Origin of the sequence: Flavobacterium sp. N2270, from assembly GCF_025947225.1 — a bacterium.
Taxonomy (GTDB): Bacteria; Bacteroidota; Bacteroidia; order Flavobacteriales; family Flavobacteriaceae; genus Flavobacterium.
The window spans coordinates 1,922,959-1,941,001 of record NZ_CP110005.1 but is presented as its reverse complement, the minus strand read 5'-3'; the positions used below and the strand labels follow the sequence as shown (position 1 = coordinate 1,941,001).

Below are 18,043 nucleotides of genomic sequence, written 5' to 3'. Positions count from 1 at the left end.
AGTGATTATTAAAAAGTAATTAGCAACATTTATTTTGTAATTGTGATGAAATACTACCAAAATAGCTTTCAAACATAGAAATAGTTTCGGGATTTAAGCAATAACAAATAGCTGTCCCTTCAATAGTACCTTTTATAATGTTTGCGTTTTTTAATTCTTTTAAATGTTGGGAAATTGTAGGCTGAGCCAATGGCAATTCGTTTACAATATCACCACAAATGCATGAATCTACTTTTAAAAGATATTGAATAATAGCAATACGCGCAGGATGAGACAACGCTTTAAAGACATTTGCCATTGTATTTTGCTCATCTGTAAAAAAATCTGATTTTGAAGCTCCCATAATTAAATTATTATATTGCAATATTACGATATAATAATTAAACAACAAAATTTGGTATAAAAAAAGTCCTGATTTTCATCAGGACTTTTAAAATATTTTATAAAAATAAGTCTATTCTTTTACAAATCTCGTGTTTAAAGAACCATTTTCAGTATTAACCTTTATAAAGTAAGTACCAGATGTTAAACTAGAAACATCAATAGCATTTGTATTATTTGAAACAGCTAAAACAATTTGACCTAATATATTATAAATTTCAACTGATTGAATTTCTAAATTATTTTTAGATTGAATATTTAAAATAGAACTTGCTGGATTTGGGTAGATAGTAAATTCATTTTCACTAAAAGATTGATTTGCTAAAGCAGCTACAATTGTAGTTGTATAAGTATTTGTAATTATTGCAGGATTAGCATCAAAATAAATATTAGAACTGTTTGAAAAAGTATCACCAATAGTTAATGTTGGTAATAATTTAATTTTAAAAGCTATATAACCACCATTATTTGGAGCATTGTAATCTAGATTAATATTGTCAAAAACAAACTCAACAAGGTTTCCATTTATTTTTGTATAAAATGAATGACTTGCCTGTAACGGAATTAAAGTTGAAATATCAAACTTAGAAGTATCAATAATATCTTCGATACGAACAGTTTGAGCAGCAAAAGTACCTGTATTTTCAAAACGAATCATATAATGCACATATTCACCTACTATACTAACTTCTTCTGTTTCTCCTTGTAAACACGTTTTATCGTTTGGATCATAAGAACCTACAACAGTTTGATCTAATGTAAATGTATTGTCAGCCGGAGTATAATCAGTCCAATCATGAATTACATTTGCAGTAAAATGTAGTTCATCATCAATATTAACGGCTGGACTATCTGATGGGCTATTTAAATTAAAAACAACATCAAATTCTAAGGTTAAAAAAGGTAAGGAATAAAAATCCCAACTAATAGTATTTGTATTTGATGAATTAAAAACTGGAGCAGAAGAAACATAAGTTAAAATAGAATTATCATATGATAGTGTAACTGTACCATTTGTTTCATCAAAACCTTTATTTCTAACAATAACTTTATATTTTGCCTCAAACCCTGGTCTTGCTGGAGTTGTAGGCAAAATTGTAACTTCTAAATCATCGTAATATTCTAAACCATTCCAAGTTAAACATACATTTTGCTCAAAAGGACTTGCGTCTGTAGGAAAATTTACTGTAAAATTAGTTGGTGAAATAGTAAAGTAATTTGGGTTTTCTATTACCGGAGTAATAGTGTAATTTCCTGTTCCTAATGGTATATAATAATTTCCTAATTGATTACCTGAAGTTATAACAGTACTTGTACCATCAAATATTTCATACTTAACATTTGGAACAATTAAATCGTCAATATCACCATTACATCCATTTTCAAAATAATCATACTGAACATTACCCGAAACTTCATATAAAGTAGGATAATCACAACTTAAATTTGAAACTTGACATGTTGTATAACTATAATCTATAATTTTTTGTTGTACAATTGCTAAATCATCATCATCACAACAAACAAATTCTAAATTAGGATTGCCTGAAAAATTTAAATATGTCCAAGCTATTGCGTTATTATTTTTCATAAACAAAGTCTCCATTGGTGTGTTATCCATACAATTTAATGTTATTAAAGCACTATTAGCTGTTACATCTAATGTTGTTAATTCATTCTCGTTACACCACAAGTATTGTAAATTAGAATTTTGCGAAAAATCTAAATTTGAAAACTGATTAGTATTCCCTGAAAATGCTATTAAATTAAGGTTTTGTGTTAAGTTTATATTAGTTAATAAATTTTCAATTATAGAAAATTCTTCTAAAATAGTGTTTTGTGTAACATCAATATTTGCTATTTGATTAAATGATAAATACAAAAATCTTAATGCTACATTTTGAGTTACATCAATATTTGTTATTTGATTGCTATTTGCAGCTAAGTAATAAATATTAGTATTTTGTGATGTATTTAAACTTGTTAAGTTATTATCATTTACATATAAATATTCCAAATTTATATTTTGTGTTAAGTTTAGACTTGAAAGCTGATTCTGTTCTAAATCTAATCCTTTAAGCGCAGGTAGTTGAGTTAAGTCTATAAACGTTAACTGATTATAACCAAGACCCAATACTTCTAAAATATTATTAGAACCCAAGGTTACATTTACTAGTAGGTTATTCTGAGCTCTTAAATCTTTAAGACCCGTATTAAAACTAACATCTAAACTTGTTAAGTTATTATCATTTATATAAAATTTAAACAATAAAGGGTTTTGACTCAAATTTATAATTGACAATTGATTATTTCCCAAATCTAAATTTCTTAAATTAGAATAAAAACTTAAATCAATACTAGTTAATTGATTATCACTACAATAAAACGACTCTAAATTTGTTAAACTTGAAATATTTAAAGAATTAATATTATTAACCTTACAGTTTAAATATTTAGTATTAGAATTATTCAATAAATTTAAACTTGTCAATTGATTATAACCACACCATAATGCTTCAAGATTAACAAAAGCTTCAATTCCTGTTAAGTCTGAAATTGATAAAAACTCTACTTTTAACAATTTAATCACCTGTGCTTCAGTAACTTGAATTTCTCCATCACCATTTGTATCAATAGTATTAAATGAAGTTACTAATCCATTACTATTAGGAGTTTCTGTTGAAGCAATATTATTTGTATTTGCACTCAACAAAGCGGCTTTAAAATTAGCATCAGGTATATTAATAATCTGCGCATTAGCTATAAAACTAAAAACAAAAAGGAATAAAAAGTAAAGTTTTTTCATATCTAAAAAATTTATGTAAAGAAAAAAAAAAAACGTTTTAACAATTTTTTTTGCAATAAAAAATCCCGTTTCAATTAAGAAACAGGATTTTTTAGTATAGATTCTGAAACGAGTTCAAAATGAAAAGAATCTAGTGATTATTTTTCACCTTTTTCCATTTTCGCTTTTAATTCAGCTAATGCATCGATATCTCCTAAAGTAGATTTCTCTACATTATTGTTTGATGATGAAGAAGATTCAACAGCAGCTTTTACATGTTTTTCTTCTTCTTCACGGAAGATAGCAGTATGAGAAGCAACTACTCTTTTGAATTCTTTATTGAATTCAATAACTTTAAAGTCAGCAGACTCTCCTTTTTTCAATTTCTTACCATCTTCTTTTTCAAGGTGACGAGTAGGAATGAAAGCAACGATATCATCTCCAAATTCAACTGTAGCACCTTTGTCTACAATTTCAGAAATTTCTCCGTTATGAATAGTACCTTCAGCAAATGCATCTTCATACTTATCCCATGGGTTAGCAGTAGTTTGTTTGTGACCTAAAGATAATTTACGTCCTTCAACATCTAATTCTAATACCACAACATCCATTTTGTCTCCAACGTTTACAAATTCAGATGGATGCTTGATTTTCTTAGTCCAAGATAAATCAGAAATATAAACTAATCCGTCAATTCCTTCTTCTAATTCAACAAATACACCAAAGTTTGTAAAGTTTCTTACAATACCATTATGGTTAGAACCAACTGGGTATTTAGCTGTAATATCAGTCCAAGGATCTTGAGTTAATTGTTTGATACCTAATGACATTTTACGGTCATCTCTATCTAAAGTTAAAACAACTGCTTCAACCTCATCTCCAATTTTCATGAAATCTTGAGCTGAACGTAAATGAGTAGACCATGACATTTCAGAAACGTGAATTAAACCTTCAACACCTTCTGCAACTTCGATAAACGCACCATAATCAGCTAAAACAACTACTTTACCTTTTACTTTATCACCAATAGCTAAATTAGTATCTAAAGCATCCCATGGATGAGCATTTAATTGTTTTAAACCTAATTGAATTCTTGTTTTCTCATCATCGAAATCAAGGATTACTACGTTTAATTTTTGATCTAATTCAAGAACCTCACTTGGGTGATTGATTCTTGACCAAGATAAGTCTGTAATATGGATTAATCCATCTACACCACCTAAGTCAATAAACACACCATAAGAAGTAATGTTTTTAACAACACCTTCTAATACTTGTCCTTTTTCTAATTGACCAATGATTTCTTTTTTCTGGATTTCAATATCCGCTTCAATAAGCGCTTTATGAGAAACTACTACGTTTTTGAATTCGTGGTTGATTTTAACAACTTTAAACTCCATAGTTTTGTTTACATATTGATCGTAATCTCTAATTGGTTTAACGTCAATTTGAGAACCTGGTAAGAAAGCTTCAATACCAAATACATCAACGATCATTCCACCTTTAGTTCTACATTTAACGAAACCATTAACGATTTCTCCAGACTCATGAGCAGCAATAACTCTATCCCAAGCTTTAATAGTTCTCGCTTTTCTGTGAGATAATACTAATTGACCTGTTTTGTCTTCACGAACATCGATAAGCACTTCTACCTTATCTCCAACTTTTAAGTTTGGATTGTAACGGAATTCGTTTAAAGAAATTACACCTTCAGATTTAGCATTGATATCAACGATAGCATCTCTATCAGTGATTCTTACTACTACACCTTCTACTACTTCTGCATCATCAGTAGAGATAAAAGTTTTTGTTACTAAATCTTCAAATTCTTGTAAGTTTTTGTCATCTACAACATCAATACCTTCTTGGTAATTATGCCAGTTAAAATTTGCTAAAAACTCTTCTTGTTCTTTATTAATTTCAGACATGCTGATAAAAAATTTGTATTCTGTGTTATTCAATAGGTTTATATCGGTTTTGACAACAACAGAAGCGTTAAATTATATAGTTTAAACCTTATTGGAAACCCAATACCGCCAAAAGGTGCGCAAAGGTACTACTATATTTTTGATTTACAAAAACTTAAGTAAAGAAAAATTAGATGAAATTATTATAGGTTTAATTTCTCGTTTACCATTAATAAAACTAGGTTAAACTGTTCGTCTTTAGACATTGAAGAATTATCTATTTCTATTGCATCTGAAGCTTTAACTAATGGAGAATCGTCTCTGTGCGTATCTATATAATCTCTTTCTTGAACATTTTGCAAAACATCTTCGAAAGTAATCATTTGTCCCTTTTCTACTAATTCATCAAAACGGCGTTGCGCTCTTGTTTGTGCTGAAGCGGTCATGAATAATTTAAGTTCAGCATCTGGAAAAACAACGGTTCCAATATCTCTTCCGTCCATTACTACCGCTTTATTTTTACCCATTTGTTGTTGTTGCTTAACCAAGATTGTCCTAACTTCGGAAATTTCAGCTATTTTACTTACACATCTTGAAACTTCAATTGTACGGATTTCGTTTTCTACATTTACATTATTTAAAAACATCTCAGCAAAACCTAATTGCTCATTAAAACGAAATTCTAAATTTATATTTGATAAATTTTTAATTACTTCAATAGTATTTAGGTTAGTTTCAGAAACCCAATTATTTTTCATTGCAAAATAGGTTACAGCACGATACATTGCTCCTGTATCGACATATGCATAACCTAATTCCTTTGCCAACTGTTTAGCTAAAGTACTTTTTCCTGTTGACGAAAATCCGTCTATTGCAATTGTAATTTTTTTCAATTTTAATCTAAATTAATCATTATACCAAACAAACTTGTGTTTGCCGCAACTGTATATTTTGAATAAGAATAATCTATTCGTATTTTATTAAATCTTAATCCGAAACCAGCTGATATTCCAGAAAAATTTCTTTGATCTACTATTCTAAGCTCTTCGCCTCTTCTAAAATTATATCCAAGTCGAATATTAAACCCTTTTTCAGGGAAAAGCTCTGCTCCAACAATTACATGGCGTAATGCATTATTAAAAAAAGATACTTTCTCTTCTTTAGTTTCTCCATCTAAAGTAGATTCTCCTCTATTAGGGTTTGAAAAAGCAATATTCCATTGTTGTAAATTTTCTAATGTTAAGTGCCAACGAATAGGAACATTTTCCATTAACTGAGAAATTCCTGCATCAATAGATAAAGGTAATTTTTCATTTGTATCTGCATATGGTTTTATTTGAAATCCTAAATTTCGAACTGATAATCCATAATTAATATCATTTTTATAATCTACATAAAGAAAACCTAAGTCTACTGCAGTTCCCCATGAATTATACGTTTCTAAAGTTGAAGAAATTAGTTTTACATTAGCACCTATAAACATATCTGTCCAAGGAATATTATAAGCATAACCTAAAGAAAGAGCAGCTTCACTACCAGTAAAGTCAGAAGTTAAGTTACCTAATTCATCTCTTCCTTCAAAAGTTCCATAGTTTACATAACTAACACCTGCGTGAAAAGTTTGAAGATGTCTGTCCCAGGTATAAGCATAAGCAGCAGTACCGTAAGTTACTTCCCCATAGTAATTACTATAATTAACAGCTAATCTATTATGCATTTTACCATTAATAGTTGCTGGGTTATAGAATACTTGATTCACATCATAGTCTACCACTGTAACTGTTTTTCCTCCTAAAGCCGCTTGACGTGGAGATTGAACTAAATTTAAAAACTGATATACATACTTACCACCTATTTGCCCCATAATTGTGGAAGAAATAAGCAAAAGAGTAAACAGCAACAGTTTTTTGTTCATTTAAATGTAATTCTAAAAGCTATAACGCATGTGCGAAGATAAAATTATAAAGCAATATATAAAAAACAAATTCCAACTAAATATTTTAGTTGGAATTTTGAATATTATAAGTTTAATAATTAACTAAGTTTTTTAGCATTTTTTACTTTTTGATCTGTGATAGCAATATCAATAACTTCGCTCATTCTATTTACATAATGAAACGTAAGTCCTTTTAAATAATCGGGATTAATTTCCTCAATATCGCTTTTATTTTCTTCACAAAGAATAATTTCTTTAATGTTTGCTCTTTTTGCTGCTAGAATTTTTTCTTTAATTCCACCTACAGGCAATACTTTGCCTCTTAAAGTAATCTCACCAGTCATTGCCAACCCTTTTTTTACTTTTTTCTGAGTGAATGTAGATACCATAGAAGTTAACATTGCAATACCAGCACTTGGTCCGTCTTTTGGTGTAGCACCAGATGGAACGTGAATATGTATATTATTTGATGTTAAAACTTCTGGAGCTATTGAAAGTGAATCAGCATTCGAACGAATATATTCTAAAGCAATTGTAACCGATTCCTTCATTACAGTTCCTAAATTACCTGTCATACTCATTGTACCTTTACCTTTAGAAACAGAAGATTCTATAAATAAAATATCACCTCCTACAGAAGTCCATGCTAAACCAGTTACTACACCAGCAACATCATTATTCTCATACTTATCTCTTTCTAGTCGCGGAGCTTTAAGAACATTGATAATATCTTCATTTGTAACTTTTACATTATACTCCTCCTCCATTGCAATAGATTTAGCAGCGTGTCGAACCATTTGAGCAATTTTCTTTTCTAATCCTCTCACTCCAGATTCACGTGTATATCCTACTACAATTTTTTCTAATTGTTTTTTGTCAATTTGTAAGTCCGTAGGTTTTAAACCATGTTCTTTTAATTGCTTTGGTAACAAATGTTTTTTAGCAATTTCTACTTTTTCTTCAATAGTATAACCAGACATGTTAATAATTTCCATTCTGTCGCGTAAAGCAGGCTGAATGGTTGATAAACTATTTGATGTAGCAATAAACATTACTTTAGATAAATCATAACCCATTTCTAGGAAATTATCGTGAAAATCAGCATTTTGTTCTGGATCTAAAACTTCTAATAATGCAGAAGATGGATCTCCATTATGACTGGTTGATAATTTATCAATTTCATCTAAAACAAAAACCGGATTTGAAGTTTTTGCTTTCTTAATAGATTGAATAATTCTTCCTGGCATTGCACCAATGTATGTTTTTCTATGTCCTCTTATTTCTGCTTCATCACGTAAACCACCTAATGAAATTCTAACATATTCTCTACCTAATGCTTCTGCAATTGATTTTCCAATAGATGTTTTACCAACTCCTGGAGGACCATATAAACAAATAATAGGCGATTTCATATCGTTACGCAATTTAAGAACTGCTAAATGTTCTATAATACGTTTTTTAACATCATCTAAACCGTGATGATCTCTATCTAATATTTTTTGAGCGCGTTTTAAGTCAAAATTATCTTTTGAAAATTCATTCCAAGGTAATTCCAAGAACAATTCAAGATAATTACGTTGAATCCCAAAATCAGGCGAATTTGGGTTTGTTCGTTGTAATTTTGACAATTCTTTATTAAAATGTTCCCCCGTTTTTTTATCCCATTTTTTAGACTTTGCTTTCTCACGCATTTCATCTATTTCTGCATCATGAGAAACACCACCCAACTCTTCTTGGATAGTTTTCATTTGCTGTTGCAAGAAATATTCACGTTGTTGTTGATCTAAATCAAAACGAACTTTAGACTGAATATCGTTTTTAAGTTCTAATTTTTGTAATTCTAAATTCATGAAGCGCAACGTTTCCAATGCTCTTTCTTTTAAATTATGAATTGATAACAGATTTTGTTTATCAATAACAGAAAGGTTCATGTTTGAAGAAACAAAATTGATTAAAAACGGATTTGATTCGATATTTTTAATCGCAAATGTAGCTTCTGATGGGATATTTGGACTTTCCTTTATTATTTCTATTGCTAACTCTTTAATAGAATCGACAATAGAATTAAACTCAATATCATTATTTTCTGGTCTATCTTCGGCAACTTCTTTTATTGTTGCTTTCATATAAGGTTCTTCTTGGGTAAAAGTATCTATTTCAAACCTTTTTTTACCTTGAAGTATAACTGTTGTATTACCATCTGGCATTTTTAAAACACGAATAATACGTGCAACCGTTCCTATTTTATGAACATCGTTTGGTGTAGGCTCTTCAACACTTTCATCAATTTGAGCAACAACACCTATAACTTTACCACTTGCATTAGCGTCGTTTATTAATTTTATTGATTTATCTCTTCCAGCAGTAATAGGTATTACAACTCCAGGAAATAAAACCATATTTCTTAACGAAAGTATTGGTAAATCTAAAGGCAATTCTTCTTTATTCATTTCTTCCTCATCCTCTGGTGTTAAAAGAGGAATTAATTCAGCTTCTGAATTTATTTCTTGCAGTGACAAATTGTCAAGCGTAAGTATTTTTTGATTAGACATATCTATTTTAAAGTCATTTTGTCATTAAACATAATTTTTGTGAGAAATAAAATTTTTAATTGATTTACATAAATAACTGTCTATCAATGTCAAAACACATAAAAACATCAATTTCTACACATTATAAGGTCAAGTTTTATGCCATAAAAAATCCCGATATAAATATCGGGATATGATTTTAACATTAACTTAAAACTAGTTAACAGAATTATCAAATGAAATGTTGTTAAAAACACCATTAGTTATTGATCTAGTACTTGTATCTGTTGAATTATAAGCTGTAAAGCTAAATGTACCTGAAACTTTATTATTTACGGTATCAAAGTGAGTTATAGTTACTGTTCCTGTAGAAACATCGGTTGTTTGATTATACGAAGTAAAACCACCATTTGTACCCAAAGAAGAATCTAAATATTGTAATAAAGTTAAATTGTTAACATTAAAACTCGCAGGAAAAGTAGCTACAGCTGGATTAATAACAGTAATACTAATGTTTTTCCCAGTAGAAGTAGAACCAGATATTACTAGCTCATTACCAAAAGAAGAAGGTGAATAATCTCCAATGATTGATTCTGAACTTGCAACAAAATCAGCTCCATTTACTTTTGCAGTAAAACTTGTTACAACAGTTCCTGAACCACCTCCATTGTTAACATCTATTGCATTATCTAAAGGTTCAACATCACAAGAAGTAAGTATTGTAAAAGACAATGTTAAAACTAGTACTGAAAAAATTGATTTTATAGTTTTCATAAAGAAGTATTTTATTAGATTTCAAATATATAAATTATTTATATTTTATTTAATGTTTTTTGAACATTGAACAATAAAAATACACCCGCAATAAAAAACAAGGCTAAAAATACAATTGCATTTCTCATCGAACCAGATATTTGATCTATAGTTGCAAAAATTCCCATACCTATAACTATCCCAATTTTTTCGGCAACATCATAAAAACTAAAAAATGAAGTTGAATCTTTTGTTTCAGGCAATAATTTTGAATAAGTAGAGCGTGAAAGTGATTGAATTCCACCCATTACTAAACCAACAAAACCTGCGGTTATATAAAAATGAACAGGAAGAGTTACAAAGAATGCGCAAATACAAATTATAACCCAAATTGAATTAATAATTATTAGAGTTTTGATATTTCCTATTTTTTCAGATAATTTTGAAGTTAGTACAGCGCCAAGAACAGCAACTAATTGAATTACCAAAATACTAATTATTAACCCTGATGTTCGCTGACTATCAGACTCCCATAGAATTTCTTGTTCACCAAAATAAGTTGCAACCAACATAACCGTTTGAACAGCCATAGAATAAACAAAGAAACTCTTTAAATATTTTTTTAAAATAATATTCTCTTCTAATTGATGCCAAACTTTCTTTAACTCCTTATATCCATTAAAAACAACATTTTTAGTAACTTTATTTTTGACTGTGTTTTTAGGTAAATAATAGAATGTATATTGACTAAAAACTATCCACCAAATTCCAACAGAAACAAATGAATATTGCATAGCTTTCATTGCAGCATCTTCTCCTGTTATTCCAAACCATTCTGGTTTCATAACCATAGCTAAATTAAATAATAGTAAAATAACACTACCAATATAACCTAATGAATATCCTTTTGCACTTAATCTATCTTGATCATCAGTAAAAGCGATATCAGGTAAATAAGAATTATAAAACACTAAACTCCCCCAAAAACCTATTAAACCAAAAAAGAAACATAAAATTCCAAAATATAAATTCTCTAATGTAAAAAAGGACAATCCAATACATGATAATGCGCCCAAATAACAAAAAAACTGCATAAATCGCTTCTTATTTCCTGCAAAATCAGCAATTCCAGAAAGCAACGGAGACATGAAGGCTACAATTAAAAAAGCAAAAGCAGTAACAAAACTAATTAATGCCGTGTTTTTCACTTCAAAACCTAAAAAATGTACAGATGATATTCCTTTTATTTTGAATAAAGCTCCATAATAAATTGGAAAAATAGCTGATGAAATGACCAAGTTATATACTGAATTTGCCCAATCATAAAACGCCCATGCGTTACCTAATTTTTTATTTCCTTTTTCTAAATTCATAGTGTATTTAAATTAAAAAATCCCGCCATAGCGGGATTCAAATATAATATTTTAATATAAAACCTATTTAAAAGTTACACCAAATTTTGCAGCTTCAACTTTAGCCTGAGGAATTAAAGCAGTTAATTCTTTAATTCTTGTTTGATTACTTGGATGAGTACTTAAAATTTCTGGCGTAGATTGACCATTAGAAAGTGCCGACATTCTCTCCCATACTTTTACAGCATTAATTGGATCGTAACCTGCAATTGCCATTAACGTCAAACCTATTCTATCTGCTTCACTTTCATGACTTCTGCTAAATGGCAACATACCTCCTACTTGAGAACCAACACCATAGGCTTGCATAATTAAAGCTTGTGTTTGCGGATCCTTATTACCTACAGCAACTTGAGTACCAACAGCACCTAATTGTTGTAACATACCTGCACTCATTCTTTGCTGACCATGATTTGCTAATGCATGAGCAACTTCATGCCCCATTACAGCGGCAATACCAGCATCATCTTTACAAACTGGTAAAATTCCTGTATAAAAAACAATTTTCCCACCTGGCATACACCATGCATTTAATTCATCACTTTGAACTAAATTATATTCCCACTCATAACCGTCTAAATAATCAGCATGACCATTAGCATTTAACCATCTTTCTGAAGCTGTTTTGATTTTCATACCAATAAGCTCTATTCTTTTAGCATCTGAAGTTCCTTTTAATACTTTATTTTCAGATAAAAATTCTCCATATTGCTGAAAAGAGGAAGGAAAAATTTGACTATTAGGAACAAGTGCCATAGTACTTTTACCAGTAAAAGGGTTCTTAGCACACGAAAATACAATGGCTAAAAGAAATACAAGTAAAAATTTTAATTTAAGATTCATAGTTTAATGTTTTTTACAAAGTTAATTATATTTAAATTTATTGCAATAATGTTGCCAATATAAATTTAAGATAAGTTTAATAAACACAAGCAAATCATTTTATAAATTTGCAAAAAAAAAAGAAATGTCAAAAAGACAAAAGAATATTTCAAGTGATTCAATTCCTTCAATAGTATTATTTATTGCTCAATCTTTACAAAAAATTTCTACTTCATTAACTGTAAAGTTTGCAAAAAAATTGTTTGCCACTCCTATAAAATATAAAATTCCAAAAAGAGAATTTGAAATGGATACTAATTCCGAACAAGAGCTATTATTTATTCCTGAAATTTCTAAAAAAATAATGGTTTATAAATATGGAACTGGTAACAAAAAAGCATTACTAGTTCATGGTTGGTCAGGTAGAGGAACACAATTGGTAAAAATAGCAGATCAACTAACTGAAATGGGCTATACAACCATTAGTTTTGATGCTCCAGCACATGGAAAATCTCCTGGTTCAACAACTTTAATGATTGAATTTATTGCAAGTATATTAGAACTAGAAAGGATACACGGAAAATTTGATGTTGCAATAGGTCATTCACTTGGAGGAATGTCGGTTTTAAACTCTATCAAACAAGGTTTAAAAGTAGATAAAGCAATAGTTATAGGGAGTGGAGATAGTATTGATGATATTTTACACGATTTTGTTAATAAATTAGGTATAAAACCAAAAGTTGCAGAATTAATGAAAACTTCTTTTGAAGAAAATTTTCAAGAAAAAATGGAAGATTACTCAGGAAGTAATGCTGCAAAAGATGTTGATGTTCCTGTACTTGTAATTCATGACAAAGACGATGAAGATGTTCCTTATACAGCATCTGTAAATATTGATAAAACATTAAAAAACAGTGAATTACTACTTACTACTTCTTTAGGACATAGAAAAGTATTAGGAGATGAAAAAGTAATTTCAAAAATAAAAGATTTTATATTAAACTAAAACCAGTTCTTTTTTTTGAAATAATAAAGCATAGATAAAACAATAAAAAACATAACTCCTAACACAACAAAATAACCGTTTTTAGCATGGAGTTCAGGAATTCTATCAAAGTTCATTCCGTATATTCCTGCTATAAATGTAATAGGCATAAAAACTGCTGATACTATTGTTAAAGTTTTCATTACCTCATTCATTTTATGGCTTTGAGTAGTATAGAAAAAATTACTCGCACTGTCTAAAGTGTGTAAATCATAATCTACTTGATCTAATAATTCAATTGTCTTTTGGTGTAAACGTCCAAAAAACACAAAATTAGACGATTCTATACTATTAAACTCATCATCTTCATTTATAGTTTTTATAGTAAATAAAGCATCTCTTAGTGGTACAATTGCTCTTTTAAGAAAATGAAAAACTTCTCTATTTTTTTCAATTTCTTCCATTATAGAAGGATTAGAAGTTGTCTTTGATAATGCAACTAACTTTTCTATTTCAATTTCTTTATTATCAATAGTTATGTAGAAATTTTCAATAATTGCATCAAGCATAAGGTATAATAGATAATCTGTCTTTTTTTTACGAACCAAACCAGAATTTGTTCTTAAACGTTCTCGTATATGTGTAAAAAAATCACCTCTTTTTTCTTGAAATGAAACAATTAATCCTTCTTGTAAAACAAAACTAATTTGTTCTATAGAAATATTCGCTTTATCTTCAGTAGGAAGTATTGATTTAATACTAAAAAAAAGAGTATCATCTAGTTCTTCTAAGCGTGTTCCTCTTGAAATATTTAGAACATCAGATACAATAATACTATTGATATTTAAATGTTCTGACAAATCTCTAATTAACTCAACATCCTTTAAACCGTGTATATTTAACCAATTATTAGCTGTTGAAGATTTATTATTTAAAATATCTTCAATTGAAACATCCTGAAATTCTTCTACTTCATTTTCAGTATACACAAACAATTGCATTTCTGTATCTTTGTCCGTATATATACCCGTATATTCTAATGGAGTGGGCTGAACTCTTCTTCCTTTTTTATATTTTAATCGTCTCAAATCTGTAAAATTTACTATAAAGATAGGAGTTTTTAAAAATGGAACTTATTTTTACCAAAATATTTTATAAAATATGAAAACATTATTCACCAACATAAAAGAATTACTTCAAGTTAGAGAAACTTCAATTGATAAGGTTTCTGGAAAAGAAATGGCAACATTACCAATCATAAAAGATGCTTTTTTATTGGTTGAGAATGATATTATAATTGATTTTGGTTCAATGGATGTTTGTCCGAAAATTGAAAACGCTTCAATTATTGACGCTACTGGAAAAGTTATTTTACCCACTTGGATAGACAGTCACACTCATATTGTGTATGCTGGAAACAGAATTCAAGAATTTGTAGACCGAATTAACGGGTTATCCTATGAAGAAATATTTAATAGAGGTGGCGGGATTTTAAATTCGGCTAAGAAATTAAATGAAGCTTCTGAAGACGAAATTTACGAGCAATCTAAAATTCGTTTAGAAGAAGTAATGCAACAAGGAACTGGTGCTGTTGAAATAAAATCGGGTTACGGATTAACAGTTGAAGGTGAATTAAAAATGCTTCGCGTAATAAAACGTTTAAAAGAAAACTATACTTTACCTATAAAAGCTACTTTTCTTGGAGCTCATGCATTTCCTAGTGAGTACAAAGATAATCATGCTGCATATATTGATTTAATTATTAATGAAATGCTACCAAAAATAGCAGAAGAAAATCTTGCCGATTATATTGATGCATTTTTAGAAACTGGATATTTTTCTGTTGAAGAAACTATAAAAATTATGAAAGCTGGAAAAAAATACGGTTTAATTCCAAAAATACACGTTAATCAATTTACAGCAATTGAAGGTATTAAAGCTTGTGTAGAAAATGGAGCACTAAGTGTAGACCATTTAGAAATTGTTAACGATGAAGATATTGAAGTTTTAAAAAACAGCAACACCATGCCTGTTGCATTACCAAGTTGTTCTTATTTTATTAGCATTCCTTATACCCCAGCTAGAAAAATGATGAATGCAGGTTTACCCATTGCTTTAGCTACCGATTATAATCCGGGTACTACTCCATCTGGTAACATGAATTTTGTAGTAGCAACAGCTTGTATTAAAATGAAAATGACTCCTGAAGAAGCTATAAACGCAGCAACAATTAATGGTGCATACGCAATGGGAATTTCTAACACTCATGGAAGTATTACTAAAGGTAAAAAAGCCAATATTATTATCACAAAACCAATTACTACTTATTATCAACTACCTTATGAATTTGGTAGCAATTTAATTGAAAAAGTAATGATAAACGGAAAGTTAATATCATAAAAAAAGAGCGACAAATGTCGCTCTTTTTTATTCAATTATTTGTGAATTATTATCTTAAAGAAAAACTTGTTTTAGAAACCATTTCTCCTTTTGCATTAAATACATTTACAAAATAAGAACCCGGCTGAAAATCTTTTCCTGCAACTTCTTGTTTTACTTGCACTGTTTTGTTTTCATACTTAACTTTAGCAATAAAAGTATATGTTAAAGTTAAATCATCACTCATAGCAATTGTTTCTTTATCTCCTAAAATATTATTTTTAGCATCAATTACTTGAACATAGTACGTTCTATCTCCTGATTTAGCAATTTGATTTTCTGCAATTAAAAAACTAATTTTTAATTTATCTGCTCTACTTGCTTTGTCAGTTTCAATTTGTTTACCAGAACTTCTCTCCTTAACTGCTAAAACATTTAAGTTTAAAACAGAAAGTTTAGACCCTTTTTCAACAGTTTTAGATAAATTATCATTTTGAGAAACTAAAGTATCGTTGAATTTTTTAGCATCTGATAAAACAACATTAGTACTGTCTAAACTAGATGTTAAAACAACATTTTGTTCTTTTAACAACTTATTTTCAGCAACCAAGTTATCCATATCTCTTTTTAAACGAAAATATTCATTTTTATATTTAGCCATTGCTGCAGCATCTCCTTTAGACTTTTCTAAAGAAACCAAAAGTTTTTCCATTTCTTCTTTTTGAGCTTCAAAATCAGCTTTTAACGCATTATCTTCAGCAATCAAAGTTTCATATTCTGCAATTTTAGCTTTTAAATCATTTGCTAAAGTTTCTTTTTCTGAGGTTAAAGTTGTTACCGTTTCTTTATTATCTGAAGTCATTTTATAAATATAAGCTCCACTTCCTAATAATAATAATCCTAGAACTACTACTGCTGCTTTTAATCCTGAATTGTTTTGCTTGTTTTCCATTGAAAATATAGATATTTGGTTAAATTGATAACAAAAATACAATAAAAAACTATTTTTCCCATTTTGAACTAAAGTTATTTTAAAATAGTATTTTTGATTGCAATTTTTTAATCAATGGAAAGTATAAAATTATTCACAGCAAAAGAGCTTGCAAAAATAACTCAACACCGAAGCGGGGAAATAAAATTTGGCGAAAAAATTCAACTTATTCCACCAGATGTTGATGCTTTTAACTTCATTAAAGATTCTTCAGCTCAATATGTTTTATTAGGAATTCCTGAAGATATTGGCGTAAGAGCTAACAGAGGAAGAGCAGGAACATCAACTGCATTTGATTCAACTTTAAAAAGTTTAGTAAACATTCAACATAATAAATTTTGTAAAGGAAGTAATCTTATACTACTTGGCGAACTAAATGTTGAGAATGAAATGACTTTAGCTGAAAACTTAGATGCCTCAAATAAAGAGGAAAGAAAACAATTATTCAGTTTAGTTGAAAAAATTGACAAAGAAGTATCTCATGTCATTCATCAAATCATTAAAGCGGGAAAAAAACCAATAATTATAGGAGGCGGACATAATAATGCTTACGGAAATATTAAAGGCCTTGCTCTTGCAAAAGGAAAACCTGTAAATGCTGTAAATTTTGATCCTCATACCGATTTTAGAATTCTTGAAGGAAGACATTCTGGTAATGGATTTAGCTATGCGTATGAAGAAGGTTTTTTAAAGAAATATTTCATATTTGGATTACATGAAAGTTATATTTCTAAAGGAGTTCAGCATACAATTAAAGAAATTGCTTCAAGAGTTAAGTTTGCAACCTATGAAGAAATTGAAATTCGTAAAGAAAAAACATATGAAAACCAATTAGATGAAGCTTTACAGTTTGTTAAAAACGATCCATTTGGAATTGAAATAGACTTAGATGCAATTCCTGGAATTCATACCAGTGCTATGACTTTAAGCGGATTTAGCGTGCAACAAGCAAGACAATTTATTCATCATTTTGCTTCAAATAAAAATGCTTCATACATTCATATTTGTGAAGGTGCACCAACATTAGACGAAAGTAATAACAACCATTTAACAGGAAAACTGATAGCTTATATGATTACTGATTTTATGAAATCGTAATTAATATAAAGTCAACAAAACATCAATAAATAAAAAATACAAATATGAAAAGTTAATTTAAAT

The 18,043-nt window shown here is 29.1% G+C and carries 14 protein-coding genes; 3 read left to right on the top strand and 11 right to left on the bottom strand.

Annotated elements, in window-relative coordinates; all coding sequences use genetic code 11:
* Positions 1-19: 19 nt before the first annotated feature.
* From OLM55_RS09030 to OLM55_RS08990, 9 genes are all read right to left on the bottom strand, one after another.
* The gene (locus OLM55_RS09030) at positions 20-343 is read right to left on the bottom strand and encodes an ArsR/SmtB family transcription factor (RefSeq protein WP_264558576.1); all 324 of its coding nucleotides are present in this window, start codon (positions 341-343) and stop codon (positions 20-22) included.
* Positions 344-454: 111 nt separating this feature from the next.
* On the bottom strand, positions 455-3,187 hold the full coding sequence (locus OLM55_RS09025) for a T9SS type A sorting domain-containing protein (protein ID WP_264558575.1): 2,733 nt from the start codon (positions 3,185-3,187) through the stop codon (positions 455-457).
* 137 nt (positions 3,188-3,324) lie between these two features.
* On the bottom strand, positions 3,325-5,094 hold the full coding sequence (rpsA, locus tag OLM55_RS09020; protein WP_264558574.1) for a 30S ribosomal protein S1: 1,770 nt from the start codon (positions 5,092-5,094) through the stop codon (positions 3,325-3,327).
* 182 nt (positions 5,095-5,276) lie between these two features.
* Positions 5,277-5,966 carry a (d)CMP kinase gene (cmk, locus tag OLM55_RS09015; protein WP_264558573.1) on the bottom strand — a complete coding sequence of 230 codons (690 nt, stop codon included), beginning with the start codon at positions 5,964-5,966 and terminating at the stop codon, positions 5,277-5,279.
* A gap of 2 nt (positions 5,967-5,968) precedes the next feature.
* Positions 5,969-6,988, bottom strand: coding sequence for a type IX secretion system protein PorQ (porQ, locus tag OLM55_RS09010; protein ID WP_264558572.1), 1,020 nt, complete (start codon positions 6,986-6,988; stop codon positions 5,969-5,971).
* Between the two features lie 119 nt (positions 6,989-7,107).
* Positions 7,108-9,561, bottom strand: coding sequence for an endopeptidase La (gene lon, locus OLM55_RS09005; RefSeq protein ID WP_264558571.1), 2,454 nt, complete (start codon positions 9,559-9,561; stop codon positions 7,108-7,110).
* Between the two features lie 195 nt (positions 9,562-9,756).
* Positions 9,757-10,314: a DUF6252 family protein gene (locus tag OLM55_RS09000; protein ID WP_264558570.1), complete on the bottom strand. Its 558-nt coding sequence runs from the start codon at positions 10,312-10,314 to the stop codon at positions 9,757-9,759.
* A gap of 38 nt (positions 10,315-10,352) precedes the next feature.
* A complete protein-coding gene (locus OLM55_RS08995) occupies positions 10,353-11,666 on the bottom strand; it encodes an MFS transporter (protein WP_264558569.1) in 1,314 nt (437 codons plus the stop codon).
* Positions 11,667-11,729: 63 nt separating this feature from the next.
* Positions 11,730-12,548 (bottom strand): M48 family metallopeptidase, encoded by an 819-nt coding sequence (locus OLM55_RS08990; RefSeq protein WP_264558568.1) that lies wholly within the window; start codon positions 12,546-12,548, stop codon positions 11,730-11,732.
* Between the two features lie 124 nt (positions 12,549-12,672).
* Here OLM55_RS08990 and OLM55_RS08985 point away from each other — a divergent pair, with 124 nt between their 5' ends.
* Positions 12,673-13,533 (top strand): alpha/beta hydrolase family protein, encoded by an 861-nt coding sequence (locus OLM55_RS08985; protein ID WP_264558567.1) that lies wholly within the window; start codon positions 12,673-12,675, stop codon positions 13,531-13,533.
* Here the strand turns inward: OLM55_RS08985 and corA are convergent.
* The gene (gene corA, locus OLM55_RS08980) at positions 13,530-14,600 is read right to left on the bottom strand and encodes a magnesium/cobalt transporter CorA (protein ID WP_264558566.1); all 1,071 of its coding nucleotides are present in this window, start codon (positions 14,598-14,600) and stop codon (positions 13,530-13,532) included. The genes OLM55_RS08985 and corA overlap by 4 nt on opposite strands.
* 73 nt (positions 14,601-14,673) lie before the next feature.
* Between corA and hutI the strand changes: the two genes are divergently transcribed.
* Positions 14,674-15,912: an imidazolonepropionase gene (gene hutI, locus OLM55_RS08975; protein ID WP_264558565.1), complete on the top strand. Its 1,239-nt coding sequence runs from the start codon at positions 14,674-14,676 to the stop codon at positions 15,910-15,912.
* A gap of 49 nt (positions 15,913-15,961) precedes the next feature.
* Here hutI and OLM55_RS08970 read toward each other — a convergent pair whose 3' ends face one another.
* On the bottom strand, positions 15,962-16,843 hold the full coding sequence (locus tag OLM55_RS08970) for a hypothetical protein (protein WP_264558564.1): 882 nt from the start codon (positions 16,841-16,843) through the stop codon (positions 15,962-15,964).
* A gap of 114 nt (positions 16,844-16,957) precedes the next feature.
* Between OLM55_RS08970 and OLM55_RS08965 the strand changes: the two genes are divergently transcribed.
* On the top strand, positions 16,958-17,980 hold the full coding sequence (locus tag OLM55_RS08965) for a formimidoylglutamase (protein WP_264558563.1): 1,023 nt from the start codon (positions 16,958-16,960) through the stop codon (positions 17,978-17,980).
* Positions 17,981-18,043: the final 63 nt, after the last annotated feature.

Bases quoted from the DNA above. Each gene is read 5' to 3' on its own strand.
- porQ (WP_264558572.1), bottom strand. From the start codon at position 6,988: ATGAACAAAAAACTGTTGCTGTTTACTCTTTTGCTTATTTCTTCCACA.
- OLM55_RS08985 (WP_264558567.1), top strand. From the start codon at position 12,673: ATGTCAAAAAGACAAAAGAATATTTCAAGTGATTCAATTCCTTCAATA.
- OLM55_RS08970 (WP_264558564.1), bottom strand. From the start codon at position 16,843: ATGGAAAACAAGCAAAACAATTCAGGATTAAAAGCAGCAGTAGTAGTT.
- OLM55_RS08965 (WP_264558563.1), top strand. From the start codon at position 16,958: ATGGAAAGTATAAAATTATTCACAGCAAAAGAGCTTGCAAAAATAACT.
- OLM55_RS09000 (WP_264558570.1), bottom strand. From the start codon at position 10,314: ATGAAAACTATAAAATCAATTTTTTCAGTACTAGTTTTAACATTGTCT.
- rpsA (WP_264558574.1), bottom strand. From the start codon at position 5,094: ATGTCTGAAATTAATAAAGAACAAGAAGAGTTTTTAGCAAATTTTAAC.
- OLM55_RS09025 (WP_264558575.1), bottom strand. From the start codon at position 3,187: ATGAAAAAACTTTACTTTTTATTCCTTTTTGTTTTTAGTTTTATAGCT.
- OLM55_RS09030 (WP_264558576.1), bottom strand. From the start codon at position 343: ATGGGAGCTTCAAAATCAGATTTTTTTACAGATGAGCAAAATACAATG.
- OLM55_RS08995 (WP_264558569.1), bottom strand. From the start codon at position 11,666: ATGAATTTAGAAAAAGGAAATAAAAAATTAGGTAACGCATGGGCGTTT.
- lon (WP_264558571.1), bottom strand. From the start codon at position 9,561: ATGTCTAATCAAAAAATACTTACGCTTGACAATTTGTCACTGCAAGAA.
- hutI (WP_264558565.1), top strand. From the start codon at position 14,674: ATGAAAACATTATTCACCAACATAAAAGAATTACTTCAAGTTAGAGAA.
- OLM55_RS08990 (WP_264558568.1), bottom strand. From the start codon at position 12,548: ATGAATCTTAAATTAAAATTTTTACTTGTATTTCTTTTAGCCATTGTA.